Here is a 15,327-nt window from a genome sequence, read left to right as displayed (position 1 = left end):
TGTTACTGATATGCGATATTTCTATATATAAAATATTAGTTTAAAGGATATATTGATTTATAGACAGCCGGTAAAAACAAAATATATAATTAAATATAACCATAGATATGAGATTAAAGGAGGTGCTCATTATGAATAGAAGAGAGATTTCCAGGATACTCAACGATATAGGAATATTGTTAGAGCTCAAAGGAGAAAATGTGTTTAAGTCCAGAGCATATTATAACGGAGCCAGGATAATCGAGACGCTAGAAGGCGATTTAGAGGAAATGGTGCGCACAGGGGAGTTGGCTAATGTAAAAGGTATAGGAAAAGCGTTATACCAAAAGATAACTGAACTAGTAACTACCGGGGAGTTAGATTATTATGAACAATTAAAGTCATCCTTTCCTGAAGATATTTTTGAATTGTTTAAAATTCCCGGGCTGGGGCCCAAAAAGGTCGCTGTTTTGTACAGCCAGCTCGGAGTTCATAATATAGGGCAGCTGGAATATGCCATAATGGAGAACAGGCTGGTGGAATTGCCCGGTTTTGGGGTTAAGACTCAGGCTAATATACTCAAAGGAATAGAGGATATAAGCAAGTATAAAGATAAATTTTTATATAGCGATGCATATCATTGGGCAGATGCTATTCTAAAAGAATTGGATAAATGCCGGCATATAAAAAGGAGCAGCCTTGCAGGGAGCATAAGAAGGAAGAAGGAGATAGTAAAGGATATAGATGTACTTGTATCTTGTGATGACAATGAGAAAGTTATGGATTACTTTACAGGCCTTCCTCAAGTAGAGAGAGTGACTTCCAAGGGGGATACAAAATCCTCTGTGATTTTAGAATGCGGAATAAATGTGGATATACGTGCTGTAGATGATTCACAATATCCTTATGCACTACATCATTTTACTGGCAGCAAGGAACATAATACGGCTATGCGGCATAGAGCCAGGAAGATGGATATCAAGATTAACGAGTATGGCCTGTTCAAGGAGAAAGAATTGATAGAATGTGCAGATGAACATGAATTTTTCCAAAGGTTGGGACTGGATTATATAGAACCTGAGCTGAGAGAAAACATGGGGGAGTTGGAAGCTGCAGAGAGTGGAAAGCTTCCTCAACTTATTAAACTCAAAGATATCAAAGGGTGTTTTCATGTACATAGCAATTATAGCGATGGAGTAAGCAGTATAAAGGATATAGTGCAGAGGGCGGTAGATTTGGGCTATCAATATATCGGTATATCTGATCACAGCAAATCAGCTTATTATGCCCGAGGATTGAGTTTAGAAGATATAAAGAGACAACATGGTGAGATAGATGATATTTCTCATCGCTTCCCTGATATAAAGATATTGAAGGGGATTGAATGTGATATACTTCCCGATGGAAACCTTGATTATGATGATAGTATTTTGGAGCAATTTGATTATGTAATTGCATCGGTGCATAGTAATTTTAATATGGACAAGGAAGGGATGACGGCAAGGATTATTAAGGCGATAGAGAACAGGCATACCACGATGCTAGGTCATCCTACAGGCAGACTTTTGCTGGCAAGAGATGAGTATCAGGTGGATATTATACAGATCATAAATGCTGCAGCAGAAAACAAAGTGGCAATAGAGATAAATGCAAATCCCAGAAGGTTGGACTTAGATTGGAGATATTGTAAGTTTGCCAAGGAAAAAGGTGTAAAGTTTTCTATTGAACCAGATGCCCATAGTTTAGATGGGTTTGATTTAATGATTTTCGGGATAAATACTGCTAGGAAAGGTTGGTTGAGCACCCAAGATGTTTTGAATGCTCAAAATTTAAGCACCATCAAAAACTTGTTAAAAAAGTGATCATAATATGTTAAAATTTAATTAAAAAAGAGAGAGGATGTATAGCTATTGCTTAATGACATTGAGATTGCGCAAAAAGCTGAAATCAAACCTATTAACGAGATTGCCAAAAAGTTGGAGATAGATGAGGATTCATTGGAGTTATATGGGAAATATAAGGCCAAGATAAATTTAAATAAAGAAGATTTGGGTTCAAAAAGGGGAAAATTGATATATGTGACTGCCATTACCCCTACACCGGCTGGAGAGGGTAAAACATGTACAGCCATAGGAATTACCCAGGCTTTGGGTAGACTGGATAAAAATGTTGCCCTGTGTTTAAGAGAGCCTTCCCTAGGGCCTACTTTTGGCATAAAAGGGGGGGCGGCAGGAGGTGGATATTCACAGGTTATTCCTATGGAAGATATAAATCTTCATTTTACCGGGGATATCCATGCAATAGGGGCAGCTCATAACCTATTGGCGGCATTGGTGGACAACCATATCGTCAAGGGCAACCGGCTGGGGTTAGACCCTGTTAAAGTGGTTTGGAAAAGAGTGATGGATATTAGCGACAGGCAGCTTAGAAACATAGTAGTGGGATTGGGGGGCAAGGTTAACGGTATTCCTAGGGAAACCGGTTTTGATATAACTGTTGCATCGGAGATTATGGCGATTTTATGTCTTGCTAAAGATATGAAGGATTTAAAGCAGAGATTATCAGAAATAATAGTTGGTTATACATATGAAGGGGATCCGGTGCTTGCCCGGGATTTAAAAGCAGTGGGTGCTATGGCATTATTGTTGAAGGATGCTATAAAACCTAATGTGGTACAGACATTAGAAGGTCAGCCTGTCTTTATACATGGAGGTCCATTTGCAAATATTGCCCATGGCAACAATTCTGTAGTTGCCACCAAGACGGCATTACAGCTGTCCGATTATGTAGTTACTGAAGGCGGTTTTGGATCAGATCTGGGTGCCGAAAAATTTTTTGATATTGTGTGTAGAGACAAAGAGCTGATTCCGGACACAGTGGTGTTGGTGGCAACTATTAGAGCACTTAAATACCATGGAGGCGTTTCTTTAAAGGATATAAAGTTGGAGGATGTGAATGCTCTTAAAAAGGGCCTTGCAAACTTGGAGAAGCATGTATTCAATATTAAAGAAAGATATCGTTTGCCGGTAGTGGTTGCAATAAATAAGTTTCCACAGGATACTGATTGCGAGATAGAAACAATTAAAAATTTCTGTGAAAGTATTGGAGCCAGAGTAGCTATATCGGAGGTTGTATCAAAAGGAGGGCTAGGGGGCATTGAACTGTCAGAGCAGATAATGGACTCAATTGAAAAGGATGAAAATAATTTTGTTCCGTTATATGATTTAGATCTGGATATTCAAGATAAGATACAAAAGGTTGCAACACAGATCTATGGGGCTCAAGGTGTTTCTTATTCCAGAAAGGCTTTAAGAGAATTGGACAATTTGGGAAAAATGGGCTACGGCAATTTGCCGGTGTGTATAGCCAAGACCCAAATGTCTCTATCAGACGATCCCAGCTTGTTAGGTGCTCCAAAGGATTGGACTATGAATGTAAGAGAGATAAAGATTTCTGCCGGTGCGGGATTTATAGTTGTTTTAGCCGGGACCATGCTTACAATGCCGGGACTTCCTAAACATCCTGCGGCTGAGAGTATAGATATATTGGATGATGGAACAATAATAGGTTTGTTTTAAAATATAAAATGGGGGGATGTATTTTGGATAAAAGGAGTGGTATAATACGAAAAAATAACAGGGTTAAAATCAACTTTTGTGTATTTGTTTTTATTTTATTGGTTATAGCTTTAGCGTTGTGGTGGTATTATTTATTGCCCTTAGCGGACAAATTTTCTTTATCTTTATCGGTTATTGCTGTATCTATTTGTATTTCAGCTTTGACCGGGCTTTTGATTGTAGGCAATATGTTTGCATTTGCCAATGTACAGCAGTCATTGAGGAAATTAAGGGGTTTGAAACCTAAATACGTACAGATGTTGAGGGATGACAATTTTTGCATAAATATTATGAGGCAGAAAATAATAGCTGCTATTACAGAGTCTTTGTCTGTGGAAGAGAGAACAGATTTTCTCGAAAGATTGTTTTACGTTTCGATTTTGTGCGGGGCAGTGAACGCAGTGAACAGTGAAGATGCGGATTTTAACAAGATGCTCAAAAAGGATTTAATCAAGAACGGGTATAGCAATAAGGATGGACTTAGGTGGTTTGATGATTATGTAACACAAGCTTCTGTGGATGGATATGAATTTTTTTCTTTGATAGAAGAGCTTGTTACATCTTCAGGCTATAAAAGATTTGATGTAGATAAAAGTATAGTGGATCAATTATCTACTGGTTTTTTTGCCCAGGACTGCATAGGGGATGATATGTGGACTATAAGGGGTGGACAGGCCAGCAAAGGCTTTACATTCAAGTATACTATTGTGTTAGCCATTATCAGCATAATAGGTGGCATACTTCTTGTAACCTGTATAAATAAATTTACTGTGGATTTAGATAATATTTGGAATACATATAGGATACTTGCAGGCATAATTATTTCATTAGGTGTTTTTAGCGTATTTTTGATAGGCAGATATATATTTGAGGCTACTTCTTGTAAAATATAAAAATCCAGGATTTAATCTCCTGGATTTTTTAATATGTAATCGCCTACTTTATATATATCACCTGCACCCATAGTGATTATGATATCTCCCTGGCTGCTTTTTTCTGTGATATAGCTTGATATTTTCTTGAAGTCTTTTATGTATACTGCTTTTTTACCTGAATCATTGAGCTTTTGAACCAAGTCTTTGGCATGTATATCTCCTGTATCTTTTTCTCTGGCAGCGTATATGTCGGTTATAATTATATTGTCTGCATCATAAAAGGCATGGGCGAATTCATCTATCAGCTTTTTTGTCCTAGTATATGTGTGGGGTTGGAATATGCACCATATTTTATTATGGGGATATTCTGCAGCGGTTTTCAATGTAGCTTTTACCTCAGAAGGATGATGGGCATAGTCATCTATTACAGTAACTTCGTTTTTGATGCCTTTTATTTCAAAGCGCCTATGGGTGCCATTGAAATTTTCAAGGGCCTCTCTAATTATTTCAGGCTTTATATCAAATAGATCTGCAACAGCGATACAGGCTAGTGCATTGGAGACATTATGTTTTCCATGTATGCCTAGCTTAAAGCTGCCGAAAAACTTATTTTTATTGTAGGCATCGAAGGAATAGAATCCCAGATCATTGCATTCTATGTTTTTACACCACCAGTCATTGTCATTTGAAAAACCGAAGGTAATTGTATTACAGTCCAGTTTTTCAAGTATGCTTTTTACCCTTTTATCATCCCCAAAACCTAGCACATACCCGGAGGGAGGGACGAGGGTAGCGAACTTCATAAATGAACTGGTTATATGGTCTATATCTTTAAAATAGTCCAAGTGATCAGCATCTATATTGAGCAGTATTTCTATATAAGGGAAAAACTTGAGAAAGCTTTCTACATACTCGCATGCCTCAGTGACAAAAATTTGACTGTTTCCTGTTCTGACATTTCCCCCTATTGCATCTACCTGCCCTCCCACAAGAACGGTAGGGTCAAGAGCTGCATGCTGCAATATGATAGAGAGCAGTGAAGTAGTGGTGGTCTTACCGTGTGTACCTGCCACTGCTATGCTTTTGCTGTATTTTTTCATTATCTGTCCAAGAAAACAGGCTCTGTCAATCAGAGGTATACCTAATTGTTTTGATTTTATTATCTCAGGATTATCCTGTTTTACTGCAGCCGTATATACCACAAGATCGGCATCCTTTATATTATCAGCATGATGACCTATGTATATGGTTGCACCTAATTTTTCTAGGGCATCGGTTAAAGGTGAATGATTTATATCGGAACCTGAAATTTTGAAGTTATTTTTTATGAGTATTTTTGCAAGTCCACTCATGCTTATTCCACCAATACCTATAAAGTGAACATGCTCATAATCATTTATGTCGAAATTATTTGATATTTTCAAAATAGAACACACTCCTTGCAATTATTAGTATTACTATAATCTCTAAAGAATATTATATGCTTTTAAATTATAACATATATAATTATAATAGATTGTATAAAAAATATCATAATATACTGCATTTTTTTTCAATAATTCTGGAATTTATCAAAAAAGTGAATTAAAATATAGATAACAAAAAAAACATTCGTATTTTCCATTGATGGGAGGGCTTTATGTGGATAAATTAAAAAGAAATGAAAGGATCGGAGCGCTTATTAAGATACTTAGCGATAATCCTAGCAAGATATTTACATTAAATTATTTTTCCAATAAATTTAATGCTGCTAAATCTACAATAAGTGAGGATATTGCAATAGTTAGAGAGATAGTAAAAAAGTTCGATTTCGGGGATATAGAAACTATAACAGGCGCTGCAGGTGGAGTTATTTATAAACCTAGGATGAATAGGGAACAATCCTTGGGGTTTGTTCAGGAGCTTTGTAAAAGAGTGAAAACCGGGGATAGGATAATCGCAGGTAGATATCTATATTTAAATGATATAATCTACAACCCGGCAATAGTATCTAAAATAGGAAGGATACTTGCCCAGCCGTTTATCGATAAACAAGTGGACTATGTAGTTACGGTGGAGACTAAGGGGATACCCATCGCATTAGTTACTGCTAAAAACTTGAATGTTCCATTGGTGATAGCTAGAAATACAAATAAGGTGACTGAAGGCTCGGCGGTTAGCATCAATTATATATCAGGTTCATCCAACAGAATACAGACAATGTCTCTTTCTAAACGAGCAATCAAAGGGAACACTACGGCTGTCATCATCGATGATTTTATGAAGGCTGGGGGCACCGCAAATGGGATTGTAAATCTTATGAAGGAATTTAATGTAAAGGTTGTAGGTATAGGCGTGGTAGTAGAGATTGAAAAGCCGGAGCATAAGCTGGTGGACAATTATATATCTTTAATGGTTTTAAAAGATTTAAAAGAGAACAGTCAGAATATTAATATTCATCCTTCAAAGTGGATAGAAAAAGGCCTATGAGGGGTTAAATACTTAGAAAAAATAAAAAATTTAAGAAAAAATTGATATTAAAGAAGGACTAAGGCAATTAATGGCGAATTTATAAAGTTGACAAGCATTGGTAACTGGAAGGTGGTGAGTTAAATGCAAATTACAGATATTCGCATCAGGAGGATTAATAGTGAGGGTAAAATGAAAGCTGTCGTATCGGTGACTTTTGATGATAATTTTGTTGTCCATGACATTAAGATTATCGAGGGACAGAACGGTATGTTTATAGCAATGCCTAGCCGCAAGACTCCAGATGGGGAGTATAGGGACATAGCGCATCCCATCAACACAGAAACCAGGGAAATGATACAACAGGCAATATTCGATAAGTATGAACAAGTAAAAGACGAAATATTAAAAGAGAGTTGAAATCAACTCTCTTTTAATATTTAATCTAATATTTAGTCAAATTATAAAATCTCGGTACTTTTTTATTTATATCGTGTATAATAATTATGTCAGCTATTAATATTAGGAGGGATACTTTTTGGATGATAAATTGTATGCTTTGATTTTGGCAGCAGGAGAAGGGAAAAGGATGAAATCCAAGATACCCAAAGTTATACACAAAGTGTGTGGCATGCCCATGATAAGTCATGTGATAGATAGTGCCAGAGAGTCAAAAGTAGAAGAATTTGCTGTAGTGATAGGCCATGGGGCAGATATGGTGAAAAACCAACTGGGAGATGGATATAATTATATATACCAAAAAGAACAGCTTGGTACTGGACATGCTGTGATGCAAGCTGTACCTTTCTTAGAACATAAACAGGGCTATGTAGTGGTTTTATATGGTGATACCCCTCTTATAACCTCTGATATAATATCTCATCTTATAGAATTTACTGTAAATAAAGGATATAATGCAGGAGTCCTAACAGCGGAACTTGATAATCCTGCAGGTTATGGTAGAATAATCAGTGATGAAAACAATTACGTAAAGGCAATAGTGGAAGATAGGGATGCAGATTATAAGCAAAAACTAATAAAACAGATAAATACAGGAATATACTGCTTTAAAATCCCAGATTTGCTGAAATGTTTGAATAAATTGAATAATGATAATGCCCAAAGAGAGTATTATTTAACTGATGTAATAGGTATAATGAACGAAGCCGGCTTGAAAGTTGGGGCATGTAAAACTAGGAGAATCCATGAAGTAGAAGGTGTAAATGATAGAGTTCAGCTTGCATCAGCTGAAAGGTTTATGAGATATAGGATATTGGAACAAAACATGTTAAACGGTGTTACCATAATAGACCCTGATAATACTTATATAGGCAAATATTGTGAGATAGGGCAGGATGCTATAATATATCCTGGGAATGTAATTGAAGGACAAACTTCTATAGGAGAAGGCTGTATATTGTTTCCCAACAACAGGATTGAGGATAGTATTATAGAGCCTTTTGCTAAGCTGCAATGCTCTGTTATATTGGAAAGCAAAATAGGAGAGAATTCCACTGTAGGTCCTTATGCATATGTTCGTCCTGGAAGTAATATCGGTACAAATGTGAGAATAGGTGATTTTGTTGAAATTAAAAATTCTTCAATTGAAGACTATACAAAAGTATCACATTTGACTTATGTTGGAGATGCCGATGTAGGTAAAAACGGCAATATCGGATGCGGAGTTGTATTCGTCAACTATGATGGAAGGAAAAAACATAGAACGACTGTGGGTGATAATGCCTTTATCGGATGTAATGTAAACTTAGTAGCTCCTGTTACGGTAGGAGATAATTCGTATATAGCAGCAGGTTCCACTATAACGGAAGATGTATCAGAATATTCATTGGCTATAGCTAGAGCCAGACAGACCATCAAGCCAAACTGGGCAAAAAACAAATATAAGAAGTAATTATTTTTGGGAGGTTGACTTAAATGATAGCACATGGTACAGAAGTTAAGATTTTTTCAGGTAATTCTAACATGAAATTGGCACGGGAAATAGCAAGACATGTGGGAGTACCCTTGGGTAATAGCAAGGTTTCTACTTTTAGTGATGGAGAGATATCTGTAAGTATCAATGAAACGGTCAGGGGTTGTGATGTTTTTGTTATTCAGTCATTATCTCATCCTGTCAATGATAATCTTATGGAATTATTGATCATGATGGATGCGTTTAAAAGGGCTTCAGCTGGAAGGATAACAGCGGTCATCCCCTATTATGGTTATGCAAGACAGGATAGAAAGGCTAAAGCAAGAGATCCGATTACTGCAAAATTACTTGCAGACCTGATAACAAGTGCAGGTGCAGACAGAATGTTGACCATGGATTTTCATGCGCCACAGATACAGGGCTTTTTCAATATACCTGTGGATCCGCTGTTGGGTGTTCCCATACTGGCTAAACATTTTTTAGAAGTCGGATTGTGCGGTGATAAAGTTGTTGTTGTCTCTCCTGACTTAGGGGCAGTGACTAGAGCTAGGAATTTTGCCAACAGATTAAATTCAGCTCTGGCTATAATTGACAAACGAAGACCTAAACCAAATGTTTCTGAAGTGATGAATATAATCGGTGATGTAAAGGGTAAGGACGTGGTATTGATAGACGATTTGATCGATACTGCAGGTACTTTTACAAATGGTATTGAAGCACTTTTAGAAAGAGGTGCAAAGGACGTTTATGCTTGTTGTACTCATGGAGTTTTATCCGGACCGGCACTAGAAAGGATAAAAAAATCAGCTATTAAAAAACTGGTGATAACTGACACCGTTCCACTGCCTAAAGAAAAACAGATAGACAAGATTCAGGTTCTTTCAGTGGCTCAGGTATTTGCCGAAGCTATAGATAGAATTTATGGGGATCTTTCTGTCAGCACTCTATTTGAATAGGAATAATCCGGAGGAATATTGTTTTGATTGATACGGTATTATTTGATTTAGATGGTACGTTGCTTCCCATAGATATGGAATGCTTTACAAAAATATATTTTCATAAGCTTTCTTTGAAGTTTAAGGATTACTTTGAAAAGGACGAATTTATCCAATATGTTTGGGATGCTACAAAATACATGGTAGCAGATAAGCAAAAAGATAAGACTAATGCCCAAGCTTTTATGCAGCGATTTCAAAAGCATTCAATATATAATTTAGATGAGCTGATGCCTTTATTTGACGAGTTTTATGATAGAGAATTTGATTCGCTTTCCTGTGGAATTGAACCAAATCCTTTAATACCTAAAATTGTAGAAAATGTAAAGCATAAGGGTTATCAGATGGTAATAGCTACCAATCCAATGTTTCCTTATTCAGCTATAGTTGATAGAATAAGATGGTCAGGCTTGGATCCTGATGATTTTGCCCTTATCACTGCTTATGAAGATATGCATTATTGCAAACCACATATAGAATATTTTGAAGAGCTCCTTGATAAAATAGGCAAGACTCCATCTGAATGTATAATGATAGGAAATGATGTGCAAGAGGACATAATTGCAGCGGGATCTTTAGGAATTAAGACATTTTTGCTCAAAGATTTCGAAATAAATAGAACAGGGGAGAAATCTCCTACAGATTTCAGTGGAACTTATGAGGATTTATTTGATTTTGTTGCAAAGATGCCTGTTTTAAACGGTAAATGAGGTGGTATGGATTGTATCTTATTGTAGGACTGGGAAATCCCGGGACGAAATACCAAGATACCAGGCATAATATAGGTTTTAAAGCGATTGATATTTTGGCTAGAAGGTATAATATAAATATAAATAAAATAAAATTTAAAGGTGTTATAGGGGAAGGCTTTATTCAAGGCAAAAAAGTGATATTGTTAAAGCCACAAACATATATGAATAATAGCGGACAATCCTTATATGACGCCTGTAATTGGTATGATATAGATTGTAGAAATTTGATAGTAATCTATGATGACATAGATTTGGAAGTGGGCAAGATAAGGATAAGGCCAAAAGGAAGCGCCGGGACCCACAATGGTATGAGGTCGATTATCTATTGTATGCAAAACCAAGATTTTGCTAGGGTCAGAATAGGTATAGGAAGGCCGATTAATGATAATATTGATTTGGCCCATTTTGTGTTGTCAAAATTTAACAAAGATGAATTGGAAAGTATAGGAGAATCGCTGATAGATGCTTGTGATGCTGTGGAGGTTATTTTAACCGAGGGAATAGATACCGCAATGAATAGATATAATAGATAAGACACAAACAAATGGTCATGGCGGGGATATTTATGTTCAAGATGGTTATAGCCACTGCATTTGCAGTGGCTCTGGCATATTTAGTCAACCAATATATGATTAAATTTATAGGGGAAAAGAGCATCATATTTATTGCGCCCATTATCGAGGAGATGGCAAAGACCATGCCCATCCATTACATGAATGGGCATATTTTTTATGTGCATCTTTTGTTCGGCGTGGTGGAAGGAATATATGATTGGTGTAATTCAGACAAAAACACCGGTAAGTTTGCAGGGGTGATGAGTGTAGCAAGTCATGCTGCCTTTGGAGGTATTACTCAATCTATATATAGTGCGACATCAATGGTATGGTATGCATTGATAGCTGGGATACTGGTTCATATGTTATGGAATTATTTTATATTAGAGATATTATAGCGGGGTGTATTTATGGGCAAGGATTTTTTATATTATCCACTGGCACAGTCCAAAGAATATATGGAAATAATACAGGGTATTGAGGATGGGAGAATGCCTGTATCTATTTCGGGGCTGGAAGACTCACAAAAGAACTATATTTTATCTTCTATCATAAGAAAAAAGAAAGTTAACTCATTGATAATAACATATAGTGAGGAACAAGCCAAAAAGATTTTTAATGATATGCAATTTTTTTTAAATTCTGATGTTTGTCTCTTCCCTGAAAAAGAGCTTACCTTTTACAATATTCAAGCCCATAGCAATGAGATGATAGCTCAAAGATTGAGTGTGATAAAGCGTATTATGGAAGATGACGATTTAACTGTAGTGGCATCTATTACATCTATTCTGCCCAGATTATCTCCAATGGAATATTATAGACGATTCATGGTTGTGCTTGAAGAGGGAATGGAAGTAGACAGGGATAAATTGATAGAAACATTGATTAATGCAGGATATGAGAGAATGGATATAGTGGAAGGCAAAGGACAGTTTAGTGTAAAAGGTGGAATAATAGATGTATTTTCTTTGATAAGTGAAAATCCTTTTAGAATAGAATTTTTTGATGATGAGATCTATTCCATACGTGAATTTGATGTTCTTTCCCAGAGATCTATAAATATGCTGAATAGTATACATATAAGTCCTGCCAAGGAAATCCTGATTCCAAAAGGAGTGATGGAGAAATCTGCAGACAAAATAGAGAAATCCCTTGAAAAGAGATTAAAAGGTTTGGAAGAATCAGGCAACAACCAGATAGCAGAATTGTTGTATGATAGAACAACTCAAGCTATAGAGCACCTGAGGAAAGGAATATATTTCGAGAATATTGAAAATTTTTTACCCTTTTATTTTGAGCAAAAGACTACCTTATTGGATTTTTTTGACAACAGCAAAGATTATCTTATATTGGATGAACCTGATCGTATAAGAGAAAAATCACGATTGTATGCTGAACAATTCTATAATGACGTAAAGGATCAGCTGAATAAGGGTGCTATACTACCTGAACAATCTGAACTGATATGTGACTATGATGAACTATTGATTGATTTTCAAAATTTTGGTGTCATAAGCTTGAGCACGTTACCTAAAAGGTATAAGGACATAAAGCCTTTAAAGGTGGGCAGTTTTGTAATGAGGCACATACCATCTTTTCAAGGCAAATTATCTTTACTTATTGATGAGTTGAAACAGATGAAGGATGAGGGTTACAGGACATTAATATTATCTGGTACTGTTAAAAGAGGAAAGAATCTTTGTGATAGTTTAAATAAAAACGGAATAGAAAGTTTTTTTATGGAAAAGGCTGAAGACATAAGCTTCATGCCTGGACAGATAGTGGTATGTACAGGAAGTATAACTAAAGGATTTCAATTTCCTGCTGCAGGTGTTGGGATTATAAGCGATAGAGAAGTTTTTTCTATACAAAAGAAAAGGACATTTCCGAGAAAACAAAAGGATAGAAAAAACTTCAATATATTTACAGAATTAAGTATTGGAGACTATGTTGTTCACGAAACTAACGGTATCGGCAAATATATTGGTGTGAAGCAGCTGAAGGTACAGGGGAGGACTAAAGATTATCTTTATATAAAATATTCAGGTCAAGATAAATTATATGTACCGACAGATCAGATGCATCTTATTCAAAAATATGTGAGTGAAGAGGGAAAGACCCCCAGGCTTTCTAAATTAGGGAGCAGCGAATGGGCAAAGACAAAGTCCAAGGTCAAAAAATCTATACAGGAAATGGCGGAACAGCTACTTCAACTGTATGCTAAAAGGAGTACAGCCAAAGGATATGCATTCCAGAAAGATACCGAGTGGCAAAAGCAGTTTGAGGATTTATTTCCGTATGAAGAAACTGAGGACCAACTTCAAGCTATCCAGGAGGTTAAACAAGATATGGAAAGCTATGAGCCTATGGATAGGTTGTTGTGTGGCGATGTTGGATATGGTAAGACAGAGGTTGCTTTAAGGGCGGCATTTAAAGCTGTTATGGACGGAAAACAGGTGGCTGTTCTTGTTCCTACTACTGTACTCGCTCAACAGCATTTTAATACGTTTTGTGAAAGATTTTCTATGTTTCCGTTTAATATAGAGATGATGAGCAGGTTTAAAACTCAGTCAGAGCAGAGAGAGATTGTAAAACAACTTAAAAAAGGGTTGGTGGATGTAGTAATCGGTACTCACAGGTTGCTCCAGTCGGATATCAGATATAAGGATTTGGGCTTGTTGATAATCGATGAAGAACAAAGATTTGGAGTATCTCACAAGGAAAAGATAAAAGAAATTAGAAAGAATATAGATGTACTTACTTTAACCGCTACTCCCATCCCTAGAACACTGCATATGTCACTTACCGGGATCAGGGATATGAGTATAATCGAGAGCCCACCTGAAGACAGGTATCCGGTTCAGACCTATGTTGTTGAGTATGATGAAAGCTTGGTTAAAGATGCGGTTATGCGTGAAATCAATAGGGGCGGCCAGGTATTTTTTGTTTATAATGTTGTTAGGTCAATTGAGCGTATGGCATCCAGTCTATCTAAATTGTTGCCCGATATTAAGATAGCTATAGCTCATGGCCAGATGGGTGAAAGGGAATTAGAGAGGGTGATGTTGGAGTTTTCACAGAACAAATATGATTTATTAGTGTGCACCAGCATTATTGAGAATGGCTTAGATTTACAAAATGTAAATACAATAATATTGTATGATGCGGATAAGTTTGGGTTATCTCAGCTTTATCAGTTAAAAGGTAGAGTAGGGCGTACAAATAGACTGGCCTATGCTTATTTCACCTATAGAAAAGACAAGATACTTACTGAAATAGCCGAAAAAAGGCTTAATGCCATAAAGGAATTTACGGAATTTGGTTCAGGTTTTAAAATAGCTATGAGAGATTTAGAAATAAGGGGAGCTGGCAATATCTTGGGTGCAGAGCAGCACGGTCATATAGTGAGTGTGGGCTATGATCTTTATTGCAAATTGTTGGATCAGACTGTGAAACAGTTGAAAGGTGAAAAGATAGAAGAACAAGTAGAGACAAATATTGATTTAGATGTGGATGCATATATTGATGACAATTATATAGAAGACACTAGACAAAAACTTGAGATATATAAAAAGATAGCATCAATAGAAAGTATGGAAGATAAGTATGAGATAGAAAAAGAAATTAAAGACAGATTTGGGGAGATACCAGAAGTTACAAGAAATCTGATAAGGATATCCTATATAAAAGCTGTAGCACAGAATTTAGATATACAGTCTATAACTCAAGACAAGAAAGGTTTTGTACTAAAGTTTAAATCCATGGATAAGCTTGACAAATCAGTGTTTGCCAGGATTGCCAATGAATACAGGAGAAAGCTGACTTTTTCTGCTACTAATCCCCCTTACTTTACATTGAAGGCGGGTAATGCTCCAGTGGAAACATTAGAGGAGTTCATGACTACTTTAGATTCAGTTTAAATTTATCTTAATAAGAAATAGCTGTACCGGGAGCATATAATACCCTCTGCGCTCCGCAATGTGCCGCACTATATTATATATAAATACTAGGTATAGTGCGGCACATTAGTCGCACCTCCGGGCATTATATGCTCCCTAAACAAAGGTTCAGGTTTAAATCTCTAACAGGAACTTGCATATAGAAGAAAAGTGAATAGCCCATAAATATTCGGCTAAAATAGATGGACGAATGTAATAAAAGAAATTTTACAAAT

At 36.3% G+C, this 15,327-nt stretch carries 12 protein-coding genes; 11 read left to right on the top strand and 1 reads right to left on the bottom strand.

The window, feature by feature from the left end; genetic code table 11:
- Positions 1-131: 131 nt before the first annotated feature.
- The 3 genes from polX to PHP06_00350 are packed head-to-tail and all read left to right on the top strand — an operon-like array spanning position 132 to position 4,489.
- On the top strand, positions 132-1,841 hold the full coding sequence (gene polX, locus PHP06_00360; GenBank protein ID MDD3839012.1) for a DNA polymerase/3'-5' exonuclease PolX: 1,710 nt from the start codon (positions 132-134) through the stop codon (positions 1,839-1,841).
- Between the two features lie 48 nt (positions 1,842-1,889).
- Positions 1,890-3,557 carry a formate--tetrahydrofolate ligase gene (locus tag PHP06_00355; GenBank protein MDD3839011.1) on the top strand — a complete coding sequence of 556 codons (1,668 nt, stop codon included), beginning with the start codon at positions 1,890-1,892 and terminating at the stop codon, positions 3,555-3,557.
- Between the two features lie 23 nt (positions 3,558-3,580).
- Positions 3,581-4,489: a hypothetical protein gene (locus tag PHP06_00350; GenBank protein MDD3839010.1), complete on the top strand. Its 909-nt coding sequence runs from the start codon at positions 3,581-3,583 to the stop codon at positions 4,487-4,489.
- 11 nt (positions 4,490-4,500) lie between these two features.
- Here the strand turns inward: PHP06_00350 and murC are convergent, their stop codons facing one another.
- Positions 4,501-5,895: a UDP-N-acetylmuramate--L-alanine ligase gene (gene murC / locus PHP06_00345; GenBank protein ID MDD3839009.1), complete on the bottom strand. Its 1,395-nt coding sequence runs from the start codon at positions 5,893-5,895 to the stop codon at positions 4,501-4,503.
- A gap of 217 nt (positions 5,896-6,112) precedes the next feature.
- Here murC and purR point away from each other — a divergent pair, with 217 nt between their 5' ends.
- The 8 genes from purR (at position 6,113) to mfd (ending at position 15,073) form a co-directional block, all read left to right on the top strand.
- Positions 6,113-6,940 (top strand): pur operon repressor, encoded by an 828-nt coding sequence (purR, locus tag PHP06_00340; protein ID MDD3839008.1) that lies wholly within the window; start codon positions 6,113-6,115, stop codon positions 6,938-6,940.
- Positions 6,941-7,063: 123 nt separating this feature from the next.
- On the top strand, positions 7,064-7,339 hold the full coding sequence (gene spoVG / locus PHP06_00335; GenBank protein MDD3839007.1) for a septation regulator SpoVG: 276 nt from the start codon (positions 7,064-7,066) through the stop codon (positions 7,337-7,339).
- Between the two features lie 130 nt (positions 7,340-7,469).
- Positions 7,470-8,831, top strand: coding sequence for a bifunctional UDP-N-acetylglucosamine diphosphorylase/glucosamine-1-phosphate N-acetyltransferase GlmU (gene glmU / locus PHP06_00330; protein MDD3839006.1), 1,362 nt, complete (start codon positions 7,470-7,472; stop codon positions 8,829-8,831).
- A 23-nt stretch (positions 8,832-8,854) separates the two neighbouring features.
- The gene (locus PHP06_00325; GenBank protein MDD3839005.1) at positions 8,855-9,808 is read left to right on the top strand and encodes a ribose-phosphate pyrophosphokinase; all 954 of its coding nucleotides are present in this window, start codon (positions 8,855-8,857) and stop codon (positions 9,806-9,808) included.
- A 23-nt stretch (positions 9,809-9,831) separates the two neighbouring features.
- A complete protein-coding gene (locus tag PHP06_00320; protein MDD3839004.1) occupies positions 9,832-10,557 on the top strand; it encodes an HAD family hydrolase in 726 nt (241 codons plus the stop codon).
- 11 nt (positions 10,558-10,568) lie between these two features.
- Positions 10,569-11,132 carry an aminoacyl-tRNA hydrolase gene (pth, locus tag PHP06_00315; protein MDD3839003.1) on the top strand — a complete coding sequence of 188 codons (564 nt, stop codon included), beginning with the start codon at positions 10,569-10,571 and terminating at the stop codon, positions 11,130-11,132.
- A gap of 32 nt (positions 11,133-11,164) precedes the next feature.
- Positions 11,165-11,551, top strand: coding sequence for a hypothetical protein (locus PHP06_00310; GenBank protein ID MDD3839002.1), 387 nt, complete (start codon positions 11,165-11,167; stop codon positions 11,549-11,551).
- 12 nt (positions 11,552-11,563) lie between these two features.
- Positions 11,564-15,073: a transcription-repair coupling factor gene (gene mfd / locus PHP06_00305; protein ID MDD3839001.1), complete on the top strand. Its 3,510-nt coding sequence runs from the start codon at positions 11,564-11,566 to the stop codon at positions 15,071-15,073.
- Positions 15,074-15,327 lie beyond the last annotated feature (254 nt).

Source organism: Clostridia bacterium (assembly GCA_028698525.1).
Taxonomy (GTDB): Bacteria; Bacillota; Clostridia; order JAQVDB01; family JAQVDB01; genus JAQVDB01.
The sequence above is the reverse complement of the archived record's forward strand: the minus strand, read 5'-3'. Positions and strand labels throughout refer to the sequence as shown.

What these genes read in the sequence shown, in the direction of transcription:
- PHP06_00310 (MDD3839002.1), top strand. Translation starts at nt 11,165, where the DNA reads ATGTTCAAGATGGTTATAGCCACTGCATTTGCAGTGGCTCTGGCATAT.
- mfd (MDD3839001.1), top strand. Translation starts at nt 11,564, where the DNA reads ATGGGCAAGGATTTTTTATATTATCCACTGGCACAGTCCAAAGAATAT.
- polX (MDD3839012.1), top strand. Translation starts at nt 132, where the DNA reads ATGAATAGAAGAGAGATTTCCAGGATACTCAACGATATAGGAATATTG.
- PHP06_00325 (MDD3839005.1), top strand. Translation starts at nt 8,855, where the DNA reads ATGATAGCACATGGTACAGAAGTTAAGATTTTTTCAGGTAATTCTAAC.
- spoVG (MDD3839007.1), top strand. Translation starts at nt 7,064, where the DNA reads ATGCAAATTACAGATATTCGCATCAGGAGGATTAATAGTGAGGGTAAA.